Annotated in this window: 15 protein-coding genes; 5 read left to right on the top strand and 10 right to left on the bottom strand. The window is 42.2% G+C overall.

The annotated features are described in order from the left end of the window. Positions 1 to 8: 8 nt before the first annotated feature. From PG418_RS07245 to PG418_RS07290, 10 genes are all read right to left on the bottom strand, one after another. Positions 9 to 7691, bottom strand: coding sequence for a helicase-like domain-containing protein (locus PG418_RS07245; protein WP_498837255.1), 7683 nt, complete (start codon positions 7689 to 7691; stop codon positions 9 to 11). Positions 7692 to 7759: 68 nt separating this feature from the next. Further along, the gene (locus tag PG418_RS07250) at positions 7760 to 8848 is read right to left on the bottom strand and encodes a DUF5688 family protein (protein ID WP_117457260.1); all 1089 of its coding nucleotides are present in this window, start codon (positions 8846 to 8848) and stop codon (positions 7760 to 7762) included. Positions 8849 to 8854: 6 nt separating this feature from the next. Continuing rightward, positions 8855 to 8995 carry a hypothetical protein gene (locus PG418_RS07255; RefSeq protein WP_008688072.1) on the bottom strand — a complete coding sequence of 47 codons (141 nt, stop codon included), beginning with the start codon at positions 8993 to 8995 and terminating at the stop codon, positions 8855 to 8857. Positions 8996 to 9083: 88 nt separating this feature from the next. Further along, the gene (locus PG418_RS07260; protein ID WP_498837256.1) at positions 9084 to 15371 is read right to left on the bottom strand and encodes a SpaA isopeptide-forming pilin-related protein; all 6288 of its coding nucleotides are present in this window, start codon (positions 15369 to 15371) and stop codon (positions 9084 to 9086) included. Positions 15372 to 15436: 65 nt separating this feature from the next. Beyond that, positions 15437 to 16087 carry a DNA topoisomerase gene (locus PG418_RS07265; RefSeq protein WP_498837257.1) on the bottom strand — a complete coding sequence of 217 codons (651 nt, stop codon included), beginning with the start codon at positions 16085 to 16087 and terminating at the stop codon, positions 15437 to 15439. A gap of 65 nt (positions 16088 to 16152) precedes the next feature. Then, positions 16153 to 16350, bottom strand: a complete 198-nt coding sequence (locus PG418_RS07270; RefSeq protein ID WP_005335835.1) for a TnpW family protein — start codon at positions 16348 to 16350, stop codon at positions 16153 to 16155. Between the two features lie 248 nt (positions 16351 to 16598). Further along, entirely contained in the window at positions 16599 to 17975 is a 1377-nt protein-coding gene (locus PG418_RS07275; RefSeq protein WP_117553180.1) for a virulence-associated E family protein, read from the bottom strand. Next, the gene (locus PG418_RS07280) at positions 17887 to 18525 is read right to left on the bottom strand and encodes a CHC2 zinc finger domain-containing protein (RefSeq protein ID WP_117553179.1); all 639 of its coding nucleotides are present in this window, start codon (positions 18523 to 18525) and stop codon (positions 17887 to 17889) included. Before PG418_RS07280 ends, PG418_RS07275 begins: the two co-directional genes overlap by 89 nt. A 306-nt stretch (positions 18526 to 18831) precedes the next feature. Continuing rightward, positions 18832 to 20127 carry a tyrosine-type recombinase/integrase gene (locus PG418_RS07285; RefSeq protein WP_118093836.1) on the bottom strand — a complete coding sequence of 432 codons (1296 nt, stop codon included), beginning with the start codon at positions 20125 to 20127 and terminating at the stop codon, positions 18832 to 18834. Positions 20128 to 20213: 86 nt separating this feature from the next. Continuing rightward, the gene (locus tag PG418_RS07290) at positions 20214 to 20843 is read right to left on the bottom strand and encodes a helix-turn-helix domain-containing protein (protein ID WP_015529844.1); all 630 of its coding nucleotides are present in this window, start codon (positions 20841 to 20843) and stop codon (positions 20214 to 20216) included. A gap of 171 nt (positions 20844 to 21014) precedes the next feature. Between PG418_RS07290 and PG418_RS07295 the strand changes: the two genes are divergently transcribed. The 5 genes from PG418_RS07295 (at position 21015) to mdcF (ending at position 24832) form a co-directional block, all read left to right on the top strand. Beyond that, complete coding sequence (locus PG418_RS07295) at positions 21015 to 21245, top strand: helix-turn-helix domain-containing protein (protein ID WP_004843519.1); 231 nt, start codon at positions 21015 to 21017, stop codon at positions 21243 to 21245. A gap of 140 nt (positions 21246 to 21385) precedes the next feature. Further along, positions 21386 to 21700, top strand: coding sequence for a hypothetical protein (locus PG418_RS07300; RefSeq protein WP_005608351.1), 315 nt, complete (start codon positions 21386 to 21388; stop codon positions 21698 to 21700). A gap of 329 nt (positions 21701 to 22029) precedes the next feature. Further along, positions 22030 to 23751: a MobA/MobL family protein gene (locus PG418_RS07305; protein WP_040893156.1), complete on the top strand. Its 1722-nt coding sequence runs from the start codon at positions 22030 to 22032 to the stop codon at positions 23749 to 23751. After that, positions 23690 to 24424: a DUF6040 family protein gene (locus PG418_RS07310; RefSeq protein ID WP_005608347.1), complete on the top strand. Its 735-nt coding sequence runs from the start codon at positions 23690 to 23692 to the stop codon at positions 24422 to 24424. Before PG418_RS07305 ends, PG418_RS07310 begins: the two co-directional genes overlap by 62 nt. A gap of 63 nt (positions 24425 to 24487) precedes the next feature. After that, the gene (gene mdcF, locus PG418_RS07315; RefSeq protein WP_008402210.1) at positions 24488 to 24832 is read left to right on the top strand and encodes a broad-spectrum bacteriocin mediterrocin MdcF; all 345 of its coding nucleotides are present in this window, start codon (positions 24488 to 24490) and stop codon (positions 24830 to 24832) included. The last annotated feature ends 7 nt before the right edge of the window (positions 24833 to 24839 follow it).

Here is a 24839-nt window from a genome sequence, read left to right on the forward strand (position 1 = left end):
CTGTTTATTTATTCCAGACCGAAGTCCCGTTTTCTGTTTTCCTTTCCAGTTTCACTTTCCCGCTGACTCTTTTCTTTATAAATCTGCAGTTTTTCATGGATAGAACCACGTGTCGGTCTTTCTTCTTTCTCATCTGATTCAGATACCTCTGCTTCTGCATCTTCCCGTTCATCCATATTGAGCAAAGCATTTAGCTCTGACAGTCGCTCCAGTTTCTGGTTCAACTCCTCTTCTTTTGGAAATGGCTTTCCCACTTCTTCTTTCGCATTTGCCAGCTGTTCATACACTGTTTCCAGTCTCTGTTGTGCTTCTGAAAGCTTCTCTGGATAACTGTCCAACAGATTGTTGATACGGGTAATATTTCCAAGTACATCTGCTCCAAGATGAACTTTCGAGACAGCCTCATTTTTAACAGATAGAATAAATTCTTTACTCCAGCCATCAAACTGAATCCTCATATTGAATCCCTGATAGTTTCCGATATCCATCGCAGCATCTACTGATTTAATATCTTTACATACCGCCAGAAGTGCTGCTCCTGCCTCTTTCTTTTCTGTGAACACTTTGCCACCAATCTCCATAGTAAACTGCTCTGGATCTGTGATTTTATGCTCAGAATAATGAGCGATGTCTGCCTTGTAGCTGTCAATGATTTCTGTCAGTTTTGCAATCTGTTGTGGAAAATTCCTTGCAATATCATCTTCCAGGCGGTACTGGTTATTCATGTGGTTGGCTTTTAAAAGCTTTAATTTCGCCACATCCACATCTAATGCCATCTTCTCTTTTACTGCCGGATTTCCGGTTGCAAGAGCTTTTACCTCTGCATAGGAAAGTGCCGCTTCGTCCACATCTTCACAGCTTCGCACAGGTGCTTTGCTGGTCATAATCTGAGAAATGAATTTCTGCTTATTCTCGATCAACTGCCACATGTAGCTGTCGAATGTGGATTCTGTTACATACCGGAAGATATGAACCTTTTTATTATGGTTTCCCTGGCGGATGATACGCCCTTCTCTCTGTTCCAAGTCAGATGGTTTCCAGCCAATATCCAGATGATGCAGTGCAATCAGACGATCCTGCACGTTGGTCCCAGCACCCATCTTTGCTGTCGAACCAATCAAAAAACGAACCTGCCCGGATTTCACTTTTCCAAACAACTCCGTCTTCTTTGCTTCTGTATTTGCATCATGAATGAATGCAATCTCTTTTTCCGGTACACCTTTTTCCATCAGTTTCTGCTTCAAGTCGTCATAAACATTGAAACTGCCATCACCTTTCGGTGTGCTCAAGTCACAAAAAATCAGCTGTGCCGATTTCTGTGCTGCTGTGTCTTTCCAGATCTCATAGCTTTTCTCTGCACAGACTGATATTTTGCTTTCTGGATTATCTGGCAATAATTCGTTCACCAAACGCTGATCCAATGCTAATTTTCTTCCATCATTGGTAATTTTCAGCATATTATCAACCGAGGCATCTACCCCTCCGTTTCTGACAACTTCTGCACGTTCCCCCAGACTTTCTACGATTTCTTTCTGCTGTTCCGTTGGTTTCAGCACCACTGTTTCATATTCTGCTTCCGGCACAGGAAGTTTTAACTGATCGGAAGTCTTGATATCTGCAATCTCCTTAAACATATTCATCAGTTCCGGAATATTATAAAACCGTGCAAATCTTGATTTTGCACGGTAGCCTGTTCCTTCCGGTGCAAGCTCAATGCTCGTGACTACCTCGCCAAAGGTGGAGGCCCAGGAATCAAACAGTCCAAGTCCCATATTTTGTAATTTACTGTTCTGCAGATACCTCTGCATAACATATAATTCCGTCATGCTGTTGCTGATCGGTGTGCCCGTAGCAAAGGTAATGCCTTTTCCTCCGGTAATCTCGTCCAGATACTGACATTTATTGAACATATCTGCAGATTTCTGTGCTTCGTTCTGTGCAATTCCAGCTACGTTCCTCATTTTTGTATAGAGAAATGCATTTTTATAGCTGTGTGCTTCATCTACATACAAGTGATCCACTCCCAGTTCTTCAAACGTAACCACCTGATCTTTTTTCTCTTTCTGATTCAGTTTTTCCAGCCTTGTCTGCAGTGTTTTTCTTGTCTTTTCAATCTGTTTGACGGTATAACGTCCACCATCCTGTTCATACCTTGCACTCTGGATTGCCATTTCCAGATCATCAATCTGCCTCTGAAGCATGGCTTCCTGTTTCTCATCAGAGATTGGAATACGTTCAAACTGGGAATGACCAATAATAACAGCATCGTAATTTCCCATAGCGATTCTGGCACAGAACTTCTTTCGGTTTGCTGGTTCAAAATCTTTCTTGGTTGCTACCAAAATATTTGCTCCTGGATATAACTGAAGGAACTCCGCTCCCCACTGTTCTGTCAAATGGTTTGGCACAACAAAGAGATTCTTTTGTGATAATCCCAGACGTTTGCTCTCCATTGCCGCCGCTACCATTTCGTAAGTCTTCCCAGCTCCTACTACATGTGCCAAAAGCACATTATCACCGTATAACTGATGTGCGACTGCATTTTTCTGATGCGGACGAAGCTCTATTTCCGGGTTCATTCCTGGGAAAGTCAAATGACTTCCATCATATTCACGGGGACGGATACTATTGAAACGCTCATTGTACACGCTTACCAGCCTTTCTCTCCTCTGCTGATCCTTGAAAATCCAATCTTGGAATGCGGCTTTCAAGGCATCCTGCTTTTGTGATGCCAACATAGTTTCTTTTTTATTCAAAACTCGCACTTCATCCCCATTGTCATTTACGACCTTATCATAGATTCTAACATCTTTTAGATTCAAGGTATCTTCCAGAATCCGGTAGGCATTTGCTCTCTCCGTTCCATACGTTGCATAGGCAAACGCATTTCTTGGACTGTCGGCGTTCTTTCCTGTAATCCTCCACTCACCATTTACCTCAGAGAATTTTACCTGTATTTCCTTCTGTGCAAGATACCTCGGCGTATGAAGCAGTTCCACCATAAACTCCTGATAATCCGAAGGTTCAATCCAGGTGGCTCCAATACGCACTTCAATCTCCGATGCTTCCAGATCTCTCGGCTGAACTGCCTCCAATGCACGGACATTCGGTGTGAATTCTGGATGATTCTCTGCAAAAGTTCTCGCTGTATTTAATTTATCTCTGACGTTTCCAGACAGATATTCATCTCCGCTTTCCCACTGGTCTGTCACTGGATTTTTGAAGATAACTCCAACCAGCTCTTCTGTGATTTTCTCTTCGGTCTTTCCGGTCAACTGTGCCATATATGGAAGATCTACTTTAGCCTTTTCATTTAGGGACAGAGCAAGTGCTTCTGTGGCTGTCTCCACACTTGTCACAGCGACCGCCTTTTTAATGGTTCGTTTGGTGAACATGTCCGCTTTCCGCTTCAATGTTCCATCTTCATTCAAGTCTTCCAGGGAACACAGCAGACAATAAGAAGAGTCATCAGAAAATGCCCGTTTGTTAGCATTACTTCCAATAACTCCATACTTTGCTGTGTAGGTATCATACACCTGATTCAGTTTTTTCTGCTGTTTCTGGATTTCTTCGTCTGTGACAAATTCTTCCATCTGCATGGCGATCAGTTCACGAACGGTATCACGGATTGCAACCATGCCTTTTACACGTTCTGCAGTGGCTGCAGGCATTTTCACCTGATTCATCAAAGAATTGACACGGTAATATACCTGATCATCTACCACTGTATAGCTGTAATTTCGGACATTCGGATCTGCCGGAATACTCTCTGGCATCTCATCCAGTTCTGCCTCTATATCTACTGCCGCTACCATGCTTCCCCTGATGTGTTTTACAGCTTCTTGTAACTGTAATTCCAGATCAGCTCCTTCCATTGGAGCACAGGTTGTTTCCATACCATACGGACCGGACACTTCTTTCATCTCACCGAGAATCAATCCCGGATGCTGAACAAAATACTTGTTAATGGTAATCCCATTTGCATCACTCTCCAAATTCACCCAGTCTGGCATCTCTTTTGTGAAACTCTCACGCTTCTGGAAAAACAAAATATCAGCACTGACTTCTGTTCCTGCATTTGCCTTAAAAGCTGTGTTCGGCAGTCGGATTGCCCCAAGCAGGTCTGCACGCTCTGCCAAATATTTCCGGACTTCCGGTGATGCCTTGTCCATAGTTCCCTTTGTTGTGATCAACGCAGCTACACCACCTGGACGTAACTGATCTATAGTCTTGGCAAGAAAGTAATCATGAATCATAAAATTGTAGCGGTCATACTGACGGTCATTGACCTTATATGCACCGAATGGCACATTTCCGATTGCCACGTCAAAGAAATCATTGGGATAATCCGTCTTCTCAAAGCCTTTGATCTGGATATTGGCATCTGGATAGAGAAGTTTAGCAATTCTGCCACTGATGCTGTCCAGTTCCACTCCATAGAGTTTGGACTGGTTTAGATTCTCTGGAAGCTTTCCAAAGAAGTTCCCGACTCCCATAGATGGCTCCAGGATATTTCCCTTTGTAAATCCCAGATTCTCCAACACCTGATACATACTTTCAATCACAATCGGCTGTGTATAATGAGCATTTAATGTGGAAGCTCTGGCTGCAGCATATTCTTCCGGTGTAAGGACGGTCTTTAATTCCAGATATTCTGTCTCCCATGCAGATTTTGTCTCATCAAATGCATCTGCAAGACCTCCCCAGCCGACGTACCTGGATAAGATTTCCTGTTCCTCTGGTGTCGCATTGCGGTTCTCATCCTCACATTTTTTTAACAGCTGAATAGCCATAATATTGGCTCGGAATTTCTCCTTCGATGTTCCCTGTCCAAGTTCATCATCTGTGATATGGAAGTTCGTTGCTGGAATCAGTTCTGCTATTCCGTTAATCTCTTCCAATGATTCTTTTTCTTCTGATACCTCAACTTCTCCCGACAGTTCTTTTTCTTTTTTATCATAATCTGTCCACACACGTTTAGAAATAGCAGTAAAATAGGAAGACTCTTCCTCCATGATTTCTTCCTTGATTTCCCGTAATTTATCTAAGGTATCCGCATTTACTGTTTTGTTGTGATAATGATAATAAAGTACTTCTTGTCCAAGTTTTACATCCAGACGTTCCAATTCTTGTGTTGACATTCGCTCCCAAATATCATCTTTTTCCGTATGAATCGTGAAACCTTCTCCATCATCATGATATTCTAATGTGTATTGAAGTCGATTCTCTTCTCCCTTAACTTTGCAAGCAAAATCATAGATTTTTGTTCTGGTACCGGACATATATTCTGAATCAACTAGTCGCAGATCCGTTATATCTTCCGCTGTAAAAGTATCCTGTTCCAGCTGTTCTCCTAACATCTGCTGTGCTTCTTCCAGGTCTGCCAGTCTTTGTGCTTCCTGTCGCTCTTCGTACTTTTCCATTTCTTCCGGTGACAAATAATCATCTGTGCGGATTAACTGACGAACACGTTCTGCAACCTTATTCCACTTTAATAAAACTTCTACCTCTGAATTGCCAATCTTCCCTTTTCCGAGCTTTAATCCTTTTGCATCGTGGGATGCGTCAGAAGCATCTGCTCCTGGTATTCCGGATGAAGAACCACCTGTTCCATATTCATTTTTCAGGAACTCAGCTGCATCTTTCATATCATGATGTTCCATGAAATACTCATAGATTCGGTTACGTCCTCCTGCAGTAATGCCGCCTCTTCTTAACACTGCGTCAATTTCATCCTGTGTGATAAAGGATAGTGCCGGACGTTCGACCGTAAATTTCTGGTCTACCCAGGAACGCTCCCTCTGAAGATCCTGAAAGCGTTGGAAATATTCCGGATTATGCTGAATCTCCCAGCGGTGATAATCTCCCGGATTCTCATCCATATATTTCTGCAGCCATTCAAAACGATAGACAATCGCATCTGCTTCCTCTTGATCTGTCCATGCTCCACTCACTACATCCTGCCAGTCTGAATATGATTGTTTCTTTTCCCAGTTTCTGCAAGTATCCCGAAAATGAAGTGCAAGAAGATTGGTCATTTCTTCCTGCTCCTGTTCAATGGCATTATTGGAAATCAAATTATCCACGTAATTTCCATCCTCATACATATCCCGAATTCTGTTCGCTGCTTCTTCCCACGTAACCATGCGGTCAAAGTTTCTTCTGGCAGAGTCCCCTCGCCGGATACGGATACCATCATTGTCATACCAGATACTGATTTTCTGACCATCTATGGTAAATCCTTTGCCACCAGTTCCATATTCATCTTTCAGAAAACTCCGCATTTCTTCATTATCCAGACCTTCAATCAGTCTTGCTGTAATATGAAACAGTGTATTTTTCTGTCCGCTTCCCGTGCGGAGAATATCATTTACCACTTCATCGGAAATAAGAAAAGCGGCAGGCTGTTCTAATGCAGCTGCCGCTTTTCTTATTTCCCCTAACTGTTCCTCTTCTGTTGGGAACAGGCTTAACTGTAAATAATCTCCTGAATCACCAGTTCCTCTGCCTGTGCTTTGATCTGGTTCATGTGTCTGGTCCATGCCATCCCGTCTGCCATCTTGTCCGGTGCCGGATCTTTCTCCAGAAGTTCGTTCATCAGGTTGTCTACTCTCTGTCTTGCCTGACTGTCGATCTCCATCAGATGACTGTCCAGACGGTTCTGCAGTGTCAGAATGTTGAACCTCGCCACCTTGTGATTTCTCAGATACTCTTTCCTCATCATTCCATATTTCCCGATCGTTCCTCTCGTCTCTTCCAGGCTGATATTTGGAATCTGATACTCTCCGTTCTGGCTGTAAGTGATCTCTCTCATTGACTATTTCCTCCTTATTTTCATCTTTATTGCTAACATTCTTTTTGATACTTTCACGAATTAACGTGTTAAATTCATTATAAACTACTTCTTTTTCTTTTGCAACCGTTTTCAGGTCATTTTCCAGATCCTTCAGCACATATCGTCCAATCTGCATCAGGACTGGTCTGCTGATCTCGTTGACTGCACTTCCCAGATGTCCTAATACTTTCAGCTGATTGAAGTCCGTAATATGCCGAAAATCCTCTGCATCCAGATATTCCTGTACATCCAGTCCACACCTGTTTAGTAATACATACCAGACACTATTGGTCATCAGTTCCCGGAATTCTACTTCCTGATTCTGTTCGTCCAGTTCTTCCAAAAATGTCCCTGTCACATCCAGTCTCAGTTCTTCCAATGCATCTGGAAGCCATTCCTGCATACTCTCCTTCGCTGCCTGATGCAGACTTTCAGCAAGCCCTCCTTCTGTATCTTCCAGTGATAACTGCTCCTGCAGATAATCTGCAACCAGTTGTTCACCTTCCATTGGAAGATTCCATAACTGTGGATCTTTTCCCAGATTCCGCACTTTATAAGTGTCCTGCACATCAAATACATACCGAAGTTTTGTTTTTGGTCCGGAAGTATTGTCAATCAAGGCAATCCCCTTGGATCCCTTTTTTATCCAGCGGTACATCTTCTGATTCCAGATTTCCATGGATGCTACGGCAGTTGCTTCCGGTCGCTGTGCATAAATTAAAAGCTGTTCTGGAAAAGTGTATTTGTACAGTCTGGATGAAGTGTTTAGGAACCGCATCCATTCCTGCGGACTGGCAGCTACATCTTTTGCCACCTCTTCCGTCAGCTGTTCCATTGCATATAATTTATTTGCCATGTGCTACTCCTTTTCATAAAATCAGGGACTGCTTAGTACAGTCCCCTTAAAATCATCGTTGTTTCTCTTTATAATGCTGCGGCAAGATCTTTTGACTTATTCTTTGGCACTTTGTCTGCCTCTTTTGCCTTGATCTCTGCCTTGGCTTTTTCCAGTCTTCCATGGATTCCACCTTTTACTTCCGCTTTTTCGGCTGCTTTTTCTTTCTCCAAACGTGCTTCCCTACGCTCAGCATTTTCCATTACTGCGGTCTTTTTATCACAGAACTGAACCTTATCCGAAAGCTGTTCCTGTCTTTCCACCTGTGTCTCATTGACTTCCTGTACCATCGCATTTAATTCCGGAACCTGAAAAATGCCGTTATCAGGAAGAATCAGCACTTCATGAATGGAAGATGGGATGACAAAGTAATCACTTCCCAGGCATTCCCCAATCTGTTTACGAATATCTTCCTGCAGTAACAGGGAAGCTCCATTCATCTTAGCTTTGTTTGTCAAACAGAACATTGGGTTTTCCATGGCTTCCATATCCATTTTTTCATTCAGCAGGTTTTCTGGTTCTTCACCAAAAATCATAGATTTGATAATCTCATTCATATCCATAAGTGTGACACCACGTTTTCGGTCTGCCACCATCGCATTCGCTTGAATCTGTTCGGCAGATACTCCCCACTCGTTCATCAGAGAAACAGTTACCGGAATACTGCTGATCCCTTCTCCATTTTCCTCCAGATTTACTGCATAATAAGCTGCAAAATCTCCGTGTTCTGTGACTACTTTATCTGCAAGAAGATCGGTATTCCATTCCTTATCACAAATTCTCATCTGTAATTTGTCCTTCATCTTTTCATAATCCAGAATATCTGGAACTCCCATATCAAAAAATTCTGCTTTTCCCTGTGCCTCAATACGCATATCAGCCACATCGCCAACACAAGAGTCTACATCTTTTCCATGGATATATTCCTGGTAGAGGGAATCCAGATAGACTGTCGGTACGATTCTCTGATCTCCGTTTGGAATCGTAATACCTGTCAACTTCAAACCGTTGTTTTTTTCTACTTCCTGAAGTTTAATTTCTGCGTCCTTATAAGACTCTGGCAGATACTCCTTTACATTGTCTTTGACATATTCATAAAATTCTTTTCTGTTCATCATACGCTTTTACCCCTTTCTGATCATGTGATGGTTCATTCTTTTTCTGCTGACCATCTGCTCGGCTTTCTTCTGATAAGCCATCATTCTCTTTACTGTTTTCTCCTGGTTTTTTCGTGCTTCCTGTCTTTTTTCCATTGCTTTCATCATAGTTTTCTGTTCCTTTCTGTGATTTTTTTGTATGAAAAAGGGAGCCTCACATAGAAGCTCCCAATCATAACCGTTGGTTTTAGTTTCCTTATTTCCTTTTCCTGCTGATATAAAGTCCTGCCATACCTCCTGTGGAGATTACAAGAAGCAAGATTGGCAGCCAGATATTCGTGCTGTCACCTGTTTTCGGTGCGTTTGATACCTTTGTCTCTTCATTGGACTGTGGTATATCCGGTGTGTTCGGTGTTTCTGGAACTTCCGGTTTCTCATTTGTCAGATTAAAGGTAACTTCTACAACCGGTGTACTGTCATCTGCATAGGCAAATGTCACTTCATGCTTGGTCTGATCCAGTGTGTATCCGTCCAGTGTTTTTGTTTCCACCAGATAATACTTGATTGCTGTATCATATTTGCCGTTCTTAAATGTGGCAATCTCATACAGCTTACTTTCTGCATGACCGGCAGCGTCTGTCTTTAAGGTTTCCAGTACCTTTCCTTTGCTGTCACGGAGTTCAAATTCTACCCCTTTCAGCGGTTCTCCTGATGATTTATCTGTCTTATTGAGAATCACTTTTCCCTTGGCAGTGTCATCTTTCATAGCTACTTTCTGGATCTCTCCAGTATCCTTTACTTCAAAACTAACATCCGATGTCAGAAGATATCCTTTCGGTGCCTGCTCTTCACGTAAGGTATATTTACCGATTGGAAGTTTTTCGATATAGTGTGCTTCCTCTGTGGAAGTCCAGCTCTCTACTACCTGATCATCCTCATCGAGAATTGTCAGTTTCGCACCTGGAATCTCAGTTTCTCCTGTGATATCAGTCTTACTGATCTCTACTTTTGTCACATCATCTTTCATCTCATGCTTCTGAACCTCTGCTGTATTCTCTACTGTGAAAGTAATACTTTCTGCAGTGACATATCCATCTGCCGGTTTTGTCTCTGTCATGGTGTATTTCTTACCAACAACCAGTTCTTTGATCACATGGGATTCTTCCGTAGAAGTCCATTCATCTACTGTATTGCCATCTGAATCCGTTACTTTCAGGTGTGCACCTGGAAGTTCTTTACCTGTTGTCAGGTCTGTTTTGGACAGCTCCACTGTGGTTGGCTGATTTTCAAAAGTAAAGTCGTAGCTTACTTCTGCCTGGTCTTCTCCGGCATATTCAAAGGTAAATTCCTGTACTTCTTCTGTTGTAACAAATCCGTCCGGCGCAAAGATTTCTTTCACATAGTATTTTCCATCTACCGGAAGATCTGCCGTAAAAGTAATCTGTCCTTTTTCATCCGTTACTCGCTGCTCGATCAGACTGTCTTTCTCAAGGAGTACCTCGCCCTTTGCATTTTTGATATCTTCACTGGTGTAAAGACCGAAGACACCACCTGCAAGGACACGGTCTGTATCTTTTTCTTTCTTCACAACCGTAACCTTTACTTTCTGACGGGCATTCTGCCATTTCTCATCATAAGTAATGACTGGTGTGTCCTGATCACGGTAGGAAAGATCAACATATCTCGGCTCTTTATCCAGCACATAACCATGGGCTGTTTTTACTTCCTTCACATAGTACTTGCCAGCCGGTAGATCTCCCATCTGTGCAATACCATTGGAATCCGTAGTAATGGTTCCTACTTTTTCATCTGCTTTGAAATAATCTTCACTGACACCATCTGCCGCTTTGATATCTTCCGCAGCAAATACATCGAAAGTTACATCTGTAAGACTTCCAGTTACATATTCAAAGAGATGCTCCACAGTACCTTTTACATTGTCCAGAAGTGTCACTTTATCCAAAAACTCTCCATTTTTGTTGATGATCAGAAGTCCTGTCGGTACTTCATCTTTCATCTCTACTTTCTGAATATCTGCGGTATCTTCCAGCGTGAACTTCACATCCGTTGCTTTCAGATAACCATAAGGTGCCATTTCCTCACGAAGTGTGTATTCCTCTCCAACTGTCAGTCGTTTGATCACATGTGGCTGATCTTTTACAGAAATCCACTGATCCACAACATTTCCTTCTTTATCAAGAACGGTGAGTTTTGCCCCATCCAGTTCCACACCTGTTGTTACATCAGATTTCGTGATTTCTACTGTTGTCGGCTGGTTCTTTTTCACTGTTTTCAGTTTTACTGTCTTCACATCCTGTCCCTGGTAAGAAGCATCCAGATTCAGAATTTCATCAGAGGATACAAATCCCGCCGGTGCTTTTAACTCTTTCACATAATACTGTCCAAGTGGCAGATCCAGCGTACATGCTGCAAGACCATCATTATCAGAAGTCATTTTCTGTAAGAGTGTATCTGCTTTCACAATCACTTTTCCATCTGCCTTGATATCCTCTTTGTTATAGATACCAAAGACAGCCCCTGCTACGGTTGTACCATTTTCTGCATCCTGTTTTTCTACCTGGATTACAACTTTCTGGCGGTCATCGCCAACAGTCACTTCCTGTTCGATTACAGGTGTATCCTGATCTGCATAGACAAATGCGACATCCGATCTGTCATGGTTCAGGACAAATCCTTCCGGTGCAGTCTTTTCTACTACATAGTAAGAACCAAGCGGCAGATTATCAGCAACTGCTTTTCCGTCTTCCCCGGTCGTTACCGTTGTTACCAGTGCATCTTTTGCATAGATCAGCTGTCTGTTTCCGTTTTCATCTTTCTGATAATCCGGTGTATAGATATTTTCAGCTGCATAGACATGAAATGATGCACCCTTCAGGTATCTTTCTTCATAAACAAAGTCCTTTTTAAATCCGGTCAGCATCTCACCTTTTTTATAGATCGTCAGCTTTCCTTTTACCGGATGGTTCTCGTAGTCTACCGTAATAATGGCATCTCCGCTCTCAGAATCCATCTGGTATGCTGTATTTGCATCCACCGCAATCTCTACATAGTTCTTATTGATTGTGTACCCTTCCGGTGCGTTGACTTCCTCAATCCGGTAATGTCCGATCTTCAGATTCTTCGGCATGATCAGATATCCCTGGCTGTCCGTAAAATAGGACTTGTGAGTAGTTGTCACTGGGTAAGTTGTTACCTGCTCCACATACTTCTTGTTGTCCAGGTCATATACCTTAAATTCTGTTCCGGCAATCAATACAGATTTCTTTGTTTCATCGTCTTTTTTCACGATTTTCAGTTTTGCCTTAAACTCTTCATCCAGAAGCACTCGCCAGATCTGTGGCTCGTTTGGATGATGTTCTGTGATATTCACTTCAAAATCATCGACTGGCTTGTAATTGTGCGGTGTTGTAGTTTCACGCACGATATAGCTTCCAAATGGTAATGGAATACTACTGGCATACCCTTTTTCATCTGTGAAAATCTCAGTTGCTCCATTTTCTCCACTCACTACTGGTTTGGCAGAATCAAAATCATAGCTTCCATCTGCTTTCTTTGTAAGGGAAGATTTCAGATAAACTGTAAATCCAGCTCCGGATAACAGATCTGCATCGGTCTTTCCGTTGTTGGCTGCTTTGATGATCTGAAATGGCTGTTTGATGACCTGCTCACTGGAAGTACACTCTCTTTTTACTTCTGCTGTCATATCGCCTTCATAACTGCACACAAGATCATGCTCTTCTGTATCTGCCAGGTATCCGGTCGGCGGTGTGATCTCTTTGACATAATATTTGCCAAGATATACACCTTTTACAGAAGACTGTCCTTTGTCATCTGTTGTAAGAGATGCTACCTGTTCTCCTGCTTTATAAATAGTTCCAGTTGCTCCGTCCGGATGCACGATATCTTCACGGGCATACAGACCATAAACTGCACCTTTCAGTGTGGCATCTCCCTGTGGTACTGCTTTTCCTGTTTCTTTATCAACTTTGAATAAATTGATCTTTGCTGTCACACGGTCATTGCTGAAGGTATGGGCAAATGATACGGTTGCTTCTTTATCATTGGTGTAAGAAAACTTGAACGTATACACATCTTCTGTATTTCTTACATAGCCTTCCGGCGCCTGATCTTCTTTTACAGAATAGGAATATCCAATCGGAAGATCTGCTGTGAATTTTGCAGTTCCATCTGCTCCAGTAGTTGCTTTCTCAATCAATGTTCCTTTTTTCACAACAACGGTTCCGTCTGCATTTCTAATATCATCGGATGCATATAGAGCAAAAATACCGCCATTCAGTGGTTTCTTGGTATCTTTATCCTGTTTTACTACGGAAACATCTGCTTTCTGTCTCTCGTTGTTAAAAGTCACATCTGCAAATACAACTTCTTTATTCTGTCCGGCATAGGTCAGAGTCACTGGCTTTTCTTCGCTGCCGTTATAGAAATTGTCCGGTGCTTTTGTTTCTTTCAGCACATAGCATCCAAGATGCAGGTTCTTCAGTGTAACAGAACCATTCTCACCTGTTGTCAGATTTTCTTTTACAAGGTCCCCTTTGCTGTACACTTTTGTGCCATAAGCAGTTACGATATCTGCTCCGGCATACACGTTATATACTGCATTTTTCTGTCTGCGGTTTTCATACTGGAATACCGTTCCATTCTCACTGACATCTGCTCCGGTAAGCACCTGTCCTTCTTTGTAAATGGTAAGCTCTGCCAGCTGTTCCTTATTTTCCACGGTTACAGCTGAGGTCTTACTTGCTACCAGTTTTACATTTGTTGCCGTTGCATTTACCACATATCCCTGTGGTGCTGTGATCTCTTTCAGATAAACAGTATCCTGTGTCTTGATGATCGTAACAGAAGATTTTCCATTCTTATCTGTTGCCGGCATCTGAGTGATCAGTTTTGTGCAAGACTCATCGCTGTATACACCGAATACTGCACCCGCAAGATTAACATCCGCCGTGTCGTCTTTCTTTACGATTTCAATCGTAGCCTGTTCAATCCAGGACACCTTTAAGCTTACATATTTTTCATCAGCGACACCTTCTCCAAACACAAATGCCAGATCCTGAACACTTGCATTCGTAGTCAGTTTATATGCTGAATAATCTTTTGTAATACTTCCCTTCATTTTTGCAGAAAAAGTAGCACTTACATCTCTTGTCTGTGTCAGAGGAGCTGAAAGATAAAACGTGGTTCCGCCTCCAATTGTTACGCTTGCACCTGCCGCACTTACATTTCCAGTAGATACATTATGGAGCTTCACTCCCTTTGGTAAGTCCATTGTGATTTTCTGCTGGGAAGATGCATTGAACTTAATGTTCTCCGTTCTCTGAACATTTCCATCTACATAAGCTTTTACATTCGGTTTGGAAAATGACATCGCTACATCTGGTATTTCCGGCTTATTTACACAATAATTATAGAGTTCTTTTGCCAAAGCCTCGCCTGTAGCATTTGTTCCATAGAATGCATCACTGCTTCCATTGGCATATGATGCAGCCATGTGAATAATGATGAATCTTTTTCCTTCTGAGAAATCCGTGTGTTTATTCGCAAAAAAGCTTTCGCTCCCTGCGGCATCTGTGCCGTAATAACACACTTTTGCTAACGCCTGATTGTCTCCAATTTTTGTGATTGTATAATTTCCAGATCCTGGTCCTGGTTTTGCCGGCTGTACACAATACGCAGTTGCTCTGACGCTTCCGTAGCTGATATAGTACGGCTCTGTCAGATAGGTTCCAAGATTATAATCTGCATATCTATACAGAGGTCCTTTTTCGATTGTTACCTGCTGTGTACTTCTTGCTGAATAAGCCGAAACTGCTTCAAATGTTGCAATCTCTCCCTCTTCCATAGAATCAAGATCCACACCTTTGTCTCCTGCCTGTTCCAAAACATCGTGAAGCTCTAACCCTGATTCTTCATCATAGGTATCCTGATTCTGTGCCTGCTCTACTAAATCATCAAATTCATCAGCATCAATATCGGTAATTTCCGAGTCTGATTCTGACTCCTCCGCTTCCTCTGTCTGCTGTTCACTGCCAGCTGTTTCGGATTCGGTTACTGCTTCACTCCCTGCAGTTTCTGTCTGCGTTTCTGTTTCTTTCTCACGCACAATCAGCTTTCGGCTGATCTGATACTTCGGATGCTCCTGATTTACCGGTTCCACATAATAGACCGCTTTGTAAGTGTCCGCATGATCTGTCGTAAAATCCTCATCCTTGTCGTTCTTTGCTTCCCCGAATGTGACTTTGACCTTGTTATCATCCTTGATTTCCAGTCCTGTGTAATCTGATTTCACATCAAATACACTGCCTGTTTCGATTTCATAATCTTTGGCAGTCACCACCTCATCTTCATCCAGAAGGTCTTTCACTTCCTCATAAAGTGGCGGTTTTTCCTCTGGCTGAATCTCCGCTGCATATGCAGTCATCGGAGATAACACGGTACTAAGCATTGTCATGCCTGCCAGCAAGCCAGATACTACTTTTCTAAAATTACCTTTTTTCTTCATGCTAAAGTCCTCTCTTTCATAATAATTGTATTAAAACAGACAGTCCTTGGACTGCCTGCAATACACTACTTATCGTTGTGAAAAATCAGATTGAACTGCACATTCCCCTCGCCGGGATCAACCATTTCCACAGTTGCTTCATACTGTCTCCCTGTTTTTCTGGATACCAGATCCTTATAATGGATTTTTCCTTTAGACAGGAACTTCTTTGCTGCCGCCTTATCCATCTTTTTCCCCTGGCTTGCAAGGAATTTATCATTCTTCCACAAGGTAAAAGCACAGTTCCGGTCAGAACAGTAAAAGTTTACTTTTCCTTCCCTGACATCAGCTCCACAGCGGGGACATTTGCCAATGACTTCTCCTTTTGCCTTTCCCTGAAACTGCCCTTTCTTTTCTTCTGAAATACCCTGATATCTGGCAACCAGTTCCTGCATCAGCTCTGTAATCCCATTTAGGAATTCATCTGCTGTCTCTGTATTCTGGGCAATGTGATTCAATGCCATTTCCCACTCTGCTGTCATCTTCGGGGATTTAATCTCATCCGGCAGAACCGTAATCAGTATATTGCCATCATCTGTCGGCACCAGATTTTTCTTTTCCCTTTTCACAAAACCAGACTGAATCAGTTTTTCAATGATGGCTGCCCTTGTTGCCGGAGTACCAAGTCCTTTCTTTTCCGTATCTTCGGTCAGTTCTTCATTTCCTGCACGTTCCATCGCAGAAAGCAGGGTATCTTCTGAAAGCTTTTGTCAAGGGGGTGCGTGGATATTTTTTATATTACTTACGCAGATTCTCTCTCTGCTTCTGCCTGAATAATGCGTTTCAATCTGTCCTCAGCAGTCAAACCGCTACTATGGTCAAAAAACACTTTGACTTTATAATTTGTTTTGCCTTGCTTAATCACAAAAACTCCATCCGGTTTGTTTTTCTCCGAATGGTTATTTGGGGTGGGTAGTGTACTGTTCACAATATTTGTCATACGATATTCCTCCTTGAATGAAAAAAGCCCGACAAGGAAAGGTCTGACAACGAAGTTCCGACAACGGACATCAGAAAACCTTTTTTCTTTATCGGGCGATACTATCTTTTTACTATTTCCTTTTTCTTTATAATATTGGTTGTCATGGTTGTCAGAGAGGGAAAAGTGCCGCAATATCAAGGCTTTCGGGATTTTTGCCCGACAACCAGACCGACAACCGGCTCGACAACCGAAGCGACAACGAGCTTTTATTTTTGCTTCAACCATTCTTCCGGAAGCCCTAACTGTTCCATTTCCTCTGTCGGGATTTCTTGAAAACCATCCATGCTGTTGTCAGGCTCGTTGTCGTTCCTGATACGCTCCCAGCCTTTTTGTCTGCGGTAAGGCTCTGGAAAATACCTAGGATTGCTGAACGCCCTCCAGCCTGTGACAGCGTTATTCATAATGTCGTTGATCTCTCGCAGTTCCCATTGTTTCGGTTCGTCATAATCATGCCCCAGTGCTTCCTTATAAAGCTGTTTGGAACAGACCATGCTGCCGGAATAGCGTTCCAAATAGTCTAAAATCTGTCCTGCCTTTGTGTCCTCCGGCATAAAGTCCTTTTGGTGGGCTTTCAGATAAGCGTTCATAGCCGGACTGAATCTCAGACGGAAATTTCCGCTTCTGTAAATCTCCATAGCTTCTGCCCACATCTGATTGATATACTCTCTTGAAGCCTGTTCATCTGCCAAAATATGAACCTCAGCCCTTTCAGGATAGACCATAACCGGAACGAAGCGGCGGTTGCCTGTTCGGTCGAGGGGAAGAAAGTCAAGGGTATTGGAAGAACCTCCAAACACACATTGTCGTTTTCTGTCTGCCGGATGTGTTTCATAGGGTATCTTATAGGTTTCCTTTTGGCGGCTCAGAAAGGACTTGATTTCTTCAATGCTCTTAGCGTTGGCGGTTGCAATCATTTCCGACATTTCAATAATCCAATGCCCCTGCATTTTGCGGTACACATTTTCATCATCCAGCTTCTTCAAGTCATCAGAGAACCAATCATCATTGACCGCAAGCAAACGGAAGAAAGAGGACTTTCCGGCTCCCTGACCGCCTACAAGACAGAGCATTACCTCAAATTTGCACCCCGGCTTAAAGGCTCGTGAGATAGCACCCAACAGAAACAACTTCAATGCTTCATAGGTGTAATCATCTGTATCAGAACCGAGAAAGCGGTGCAGACAGAAGCGTATGCGTTCCGTTCCGTCCCAGTGTAGGGCATTGAGAAAATCGCAGACAGGGTGGTAACGGTTTTCGTTGGCAATAACCGCAACTGCGTCTATGATTTTCTTTTCTACGGTCAATCCATAGTTTTCTTCAAAATATAGGAGCAGATATTTCACATCCACATCCGTCAATGTCGGGCTGTCACGATACCAACCGAGGGGCTTCACAATGTCGATTCTTTCGGTCAGAAGATTTTTTCGGATAGCTCCTTTCAAAAGTGGGTCATATTGCAGAACACGCTTATAATTTGCGGCAGTATTATAAACCTTACCTTTCTCGCTCTGCTCTAAGCTGTTTCGGATTTCTTCTACTGTGCATGGTTCTGTCTGCTGACAGTTCTGCAATTCGTTGTTCAAGTTTCAACACCTCCTTTCTCTGTTCTGCCACAAGTGCTTTTCGTTCCTCCAATGAACCATACAGAAGAATATCAAGCAGATATTCGATATAGTTCTTCTTATACAGTGCTTCTGCAAACAGAGGATTCCATTCCTCATCCGGCTGTTTAGGAGCGTATTTCTTTTCCCATTCTCTAAGAAGATGAAAATAATCCGTCAGCACCTTGTAGCAATGATTTTCTTCTTTTTGATATTTCTGCTCCGGTGTCGGCTCACGAATACGAGGGCGGACACTGGGCTTTTGTCGGCTGTCATAGTTAAGACCAAAATCTTCAGCAAGTTTGACAGCAGCTTCCCTCAGCCCGATACCGAATAGCTTCGCTGTGAGATCAACAGCGTCTCCGGTTGCTCCGCAGCCAAAACAGTAATAGCGTTCATCCAGCTTCATACTGGGGGACATATCCGAGTGAAACGGACAGCACGCCATACCTGTGCGACCCACTTTCAAGCCATAGGCTTCTGCGGCTTGTCGGGCAGTAACATTTTCTTTTACAATTTCAAATACATTCATGTGACTCCTTTCCTGAAACGAAAAAAGCACCTGTCATTTTCAAAACGAAAATAGCAAGTGCCTTAAAGTTCCATATTTAATTTTAGGTGCAAAAAAGCAGGAGACCTTTTCAGATTTCCTGCTTAGCAAAGCTGTGAAGATTTAATTGTGGTTGGGTTGCCAGTTATACAAACTGGGATTTATATAATTATTCCTCTAACTTTCCCCATTTTATAGGCTTTCCCGCCTGTCCATTAGTGAAATGATATGTAGTTTCCCTTATTTTTGCCCTTATGAGATAATCACAAGGGAAATAAGGGAAATTTTTTAGTCATTGCCCACCACTTTATCAAGAAGCCGAACTGATTTTCGTTTCGCATCTCTTGTGGAGTGAGCATAGACGTTCATTGTGGTACTGACATCTGAGTGTCCCAACAATTCCTGCACATCTTTTGGGGCAGCTCCATTTGCTAAAAGGTTGCTTGTATAGGTGTGACGTAACTGGTGGAAATGAAAGCCTTCAAATCCCTCTAATGTTTTTGCCACCTTTCTGCAAACAGTCCCCAAAGTAGTTGGAAGTTCCAAACAACCATCCGGTCTTAAACAGACGAAAGAAATTTCTTTATAATCTGTCGGGACTTCCTCTGTTCTGTCTAAACAATAATATTCGTAGTACACTCTGTTTTTCTCTTTGACCTCTTTGTAGTAGTTCGTGTGATAAAGTTCTTCGTACTGCATTCGATTTTTTAACTGCTCTTTCCGGGCATTACGGAAAATCTCTACCAGTGTATCTCCAAAATCAACAACCCTTACTTTTTTCCGCTTGGTTGGTCCGATGATATATTTGCGCTTTGAGCCATCATATCGGATGCTGCGTCTTATGGTAAGGCATTGTTCTTCCAGATTTACGTCCTGCCATGCCAAACCACAGGCTTCTCCAATACGAAGCCCGGCATAATAGGCTATCTGGATTGGAAGTATTGCGGCTGGGTTCTTTTTTTGCAGATAAGCAAGCAGTCTTTCATAATCTTCTCGTGAAATTGGTTGGACATTTCCGTCCATATCCTCATCAGAAAACAAATCCACTTCATCCGTCTGATACCGCAGTTTAATATACTGCATAGGATTGAACGTAATATACTGCTTTGGAAATACTGCAAAGCGGAATGATTGCTGCATGACTGCGGAAAAAGAATGGATGTAATCTTTGCTGTAACCCTTTCTCTCTTTTCCATCGGGATGAACTCCCCCGAAGGAAAGCAAATCGAAGAAAGATTGCAAATGTTCAGAGGTTACATTTTTCAGTTTACGTTCTGCCAATGGGTGTTTCTTAATATTTCGGATTGTTCCGAGGTAATTCTCCACCGTACCATTGCTGAGCGTACCTGTTTTTAATTCCTCCTCTGCCCACACATCCAAAAGCTGTCCGACTGTGAGATTATCCGCTTTGGCAACAAATTTCTTTTTCTCATAATCATCCATTGCCTGACGGAGCAGTTTTTCAGTTTCACTTTTGCTTTCTGTTCCAACGCATTCTTTCTGAACAAGATTGCCGCTTGCGTCCTCTACATAGAAGCGGTAGTACCATTTCTTTCCTTTTTTTCTTACAGATCCTTTTGCCATAATCGTATGTCTCCTTTCGATATTAGACAATCGGAACTGATGAAATGCTTCGTGCGTGTAAGTATATCATAACTCCGGTTGTCTTACTATACCGATTCGGAATCTTCGTATAAGACTTCTGATAAAAGATTTGCAAGCCTTTGTTCTGCTGTTTTTGGTTTCTTGGAATAGAGCCTTACAATGTCTGCCATCTCATTAAAAGCATTGATGGTATGAGTGATTTCCCTTAAGAACATAATCTCATTATATTCCTCATTCGATTCAAACCCTATTGTTTTGGCAATATCCGTCTGACCAGCATTTCCCTTGAAGTTTTTGCAGGCGAACTGGAAGGAATCCAAAAACAGACCATATTGTTTTAACATCAGCAGTAATAAATCTTTTGAAAAAGCATCTTCTTCTTTGGTAAGGGCAAGCGGTAACTGTTCCAGAATATCTCCCATCGCATCACGAATCTGTAATTCTCTCTTATCCGTAATGTCGGTTTCATATTCATCTGTTTCCCCTTTGAGCCATTCCACAGATACATGGAGTGCTTCCGAAAGACCTTCCAGCACCATTTTTTTCGTATTGTCAATCGAACCATTCTCATAACGCAGGATTGTAGAAGCGGTAACTCCCATCTTCTCTGCGACATAAGGCTGTGTCAGATTCAATTCCAGACGGCGCTGTTTTATTCTGCTGCCTATCAGCTTGCGTAATTCTTTATCTTTCATGCTGACTGCCTCCTTTTTCGGTATGTATGAATTATAGCATTGTTTTTCAGAAATTGCAATATGCAATGCAATATTTATTTTTAACATTTCGTAACGCTTGACAAAAAGATGTGAAAAGGATATACTTACATCACAGGAATTGCATAATGCAATTTATAAGGAGGTGATTATATGACGCAAAGAAAAATTGCATTATCCATCGAAGAAGCTGCTGACTATACGGGAATCGGCAGAAACACCTTAAGACAGCTTGTAGAATGGAAGAAACTTCCAGTATTAAAGGTTGGTCGCAAAGTCCTGATTAAAACCGATATTCTGGAAATGTTTATGGAAGCGAATGAAGGTCGTGATTTGAGGGATAGAGGAAATGTAAAAGCCGTAACAAGAACTGCGGCAAATTAAAAAGGCGGCTTCCAAAGAAACCGCCAAAGGTTCTATCAGACCGAAGCCATGATATACCTACACGCAAGAAGATTATACCATGTGCTTCTTCTGATACGCAACCGAGAACTTATGTTTGTAAAAGAAAGGGGAATGTAATCATGGCAAAATCAACAAAAAGTTATGAAGAACGAATGCTTGAAATGGAAAAGAAGGAACAGGAAAGCCTTGAAAAAGCAAAACGATATGCAGCACAGAAGAAAGAACTTCTGAAACGAAAGAAAGCCGAAGAAAGTAAAAAACGAACCCATAGGCTCTGTCAGGTTGGCGGTGCGGTGGAATCCGTTCTCGGTGCGCCTATCGAGGAAGAGGACATCCCAAAGCTGATTGGTTTTCTGAAAAAGCAGGAAGCCAATGGGAAATTTTTTTCAAAGGCAATGCAGAAAGAAACACATACCGATATGGAGGAAGTGTAATGGCGGGGGGGGGATGAGTTTTTCATTCCCTTCATTGCTTTTTCATGAAGGGCGCACTTATGGACAACCAGAGGTCGTCCCAATAAGTTTGCCACAAGTGGCAACCGGTCTTCGCTCACGCTTGCCGGGCTCGTTCCGTCGGCGGGGCTTTCAGCCAGACCTGCTCATGCCGCAGGAGGCACTCTTCGCCAGAGGGGCGCATTCCATGCAGGCTGCTATGCGCAGGGCACTCTTACGCAGAGGGCGTTCCGGCAATACTGCTTTTTCTAAAACTGAAAGCAATGTTGCCGGAAATCTATGCCGGATGTGCAGAAAGGGGGAATCCAGACATGGCGATTTTTCATTACACAATCAAAATAGTCGGACGAAGTAAAGGGAAATCTGTTATCTCCGCTTCCGCATATCTCAATGGGGATGTGATGAAAAACGAGGAAACCGGGCGAATCAGTTATTACACTTCTAAAAAAGAAGTGGTCTACACCAGTCTGATGATGTGCGAAAACGCACCTCCTGAATGGCAGATAGTACCAGAAGAAAATATAAAACGCTTTCAAAAATCTGTCCGATACAAAAGGTCAGAAGATAAAGAAGCTGCTTTAGAAAAATTTAAAATCACATTTCAGAAACAACGGTTATGGAATGAGGTATTGAAGATTGAAAAAAGTGCAGATGCCCAACTTGGCAGGTCATTTGAATTTGCCCTCCCCAAAGAATGGAGCAGACAGGAACAGATTCAATATACAGCCGACTATATCAAAAAAACATTTGTGGATAAGGGAATGTGTGCTGATTGGAGTATCCACGACAAAGGGGATGGCAATCCTCATGTCCATCTGCTTCTGACAATGCGCCCTTTTAACCCGGATCATTCTTGGGGGAAGAAAGAAGTCAAAGATTGGGATTTTGTCAGAGATAAAAGCGGAAATATCGTGATTGATGAATCCCATCCGAACTGGTGGCAGGATAAGAAAAACCCTGACCGTCATGGAATCCGTATCCCTGTATTAGATGAAAACGGAATCCAGAAGATTGGTGCAAGAAACCGCCTGCAATGGAAACGGGTACTGACCGATGCTACGGGATGGAACAATCCAAAAAACTGTGAACTGTGGCGGAGCGAGTGGGCAAAGGTGTGTAATGAACATCTGCCTTTGCATAATCAGGTCGATCACCGTTCTTACGAAAAGCAGGGAAAACTCCAGATTCCTACCATCCATGAAGGTGCTGACGCAAGAAAGATTGAACAAAAGTTTCTTGCCGGGCAGGAAATAAAAGGTTCGTGGAAAGTAGCGGAAAATCAAATCATAAAACAACAAAACACGTTATTGCAAAAGATACTGGACACCTTTGGGAAAGTATCAGGTGCATTATCATTATGGAAGGAGCGATTAAATGACATTAGAAGAAAGCCGGGAAATTATACCCTTAATGGAGTCCATGATTGGGCAAATCGAAGAACAGCAGACCTTAATGGCAGAAATGCTTCTGGAAATGCAGAACCGGGACACCCAACTCTCTCTTATGCAGGAACAGAATCAGAAATTGCAAAAATTAAACAGCGAGTTATCCGAGCTGCTCAACATTTTGCCAAATACCGAGGAACTACTTTCCAAGATGGAAGAACAGAAAACGAAGATAGAACTTTTGGAAAACGAAAATCAGCAATGGCAGATATTGGCACAGAAGCTGAACAGCGAAAACAGTTTATTACTGAAACAGAACACCGAATTGCTGAACTGGAACAGCAGGTAGAGAAAGGACGTGATATAGATGAACGAATCCAGAGAATTAAAGAACGCCGAACAGTTGGAAGAACTTCTGCTCTTGACCGAGGAGATACAAGAAGAGTTGGAACAGAAAGACCAGCTTATCGTGGAACTGAAGACGCAGCTCAACGAATCTCTGACCTTGAACGAGAAATTAAACAAAGAGAACAGAGCCGGGAATATTCAAGCATTAAAGAACGACTTGAAGCTGGCAGACAGAGCATTGCGGAGCGAGAAAGAGAAGCTGCGAAGCGCAAACGTCACGATAGAGGAATGTCAAGATAAAATACGATGCTTAACACAACAACGGGATTATGCCCGGACACATCAGAAAATCGTAGAGATACCGGTAGAAAAGCCGGTACTCTATAAAAAATGCGAAGCCTGTGACCGGACAGCCTATCAGAATGCAAAAGCAAGATACGAAACACAAAAAGAGCAACTTGCAGGACAATATAAAGCAAAAACGGTAATGTTCCAAACAACCTTGTTCCTTCTTGCATGGTATTCGCTGACAACCACTCTTTTTCAGGCAGTACAGTCAGATGTGTTCCTTTCCGATTGCAAATCATTCTTCCATGATGCAGCATCATTCATACAAACTTTTATCGGTTGGACGATTGATGCCGGGCAATCTGTGGCACAAATCAGCACAAAAATTCCAAATGAGATTATAGCCGGAATCATATATTGGTTATTGATGATATTGGTTGTTGGAATATGTGTGGCAGGGACAGGGATACTGGCAATACTGATAGAAATAAAGGTTATAGAATTATATAAGAAAAACTGTTGGGATGTTATTACCCTACTGATGATACTGACAAGTGCGGCTGTCATCATTTATTTTGGAGAAGTAATTAAAAAAGCATTATCAATAAATCTGTTGTTCTTTTGGTTAATTTTACAAGGAATATATCTTACAATTCGACGCTATATAAGTCAAGATACTGATTGACTTGATACAAAATATTTGATAAAATATAAATAGAAATACAGCAGATCAAAGGAGGTAAAACTTATGAGAGCAAAGAAAGTGATTGTAGGGGTAGCTATTAGTGCAATGTTAATTTCTTCATCAATTCCAGTAATGGCATTTTCTGTTACAAACGGGAATAAGACATTTGATAAAAAGTGGGAATTGAGCACTACATCTGATGACGGAAAAGGTGTTTTGACTTATGGTTATAATACTCTTGCTATTAATGAAGATTATGCACACGCATATCATTCAACTAAAGATCATTACGCATATGTCAAGAATGGAAATGGTTCTTTTTCGGGTTCAAATGTTGGTAAAGGTAATTGGTCTAAAATTGAGGTTGCTCATAAAGGAAATAGTATTACCTACGGTAATAGCTACTAAACAAAGG

This window comes from Bariatricus sp. TF06-38A (assembly GCF_027690675.1).
Lineage (GTDB): Bacteria > Bacillota > Clostridia > Lachnospirales > Lachnospiraceae > Allocoprococcus > Allocoprococcus comes.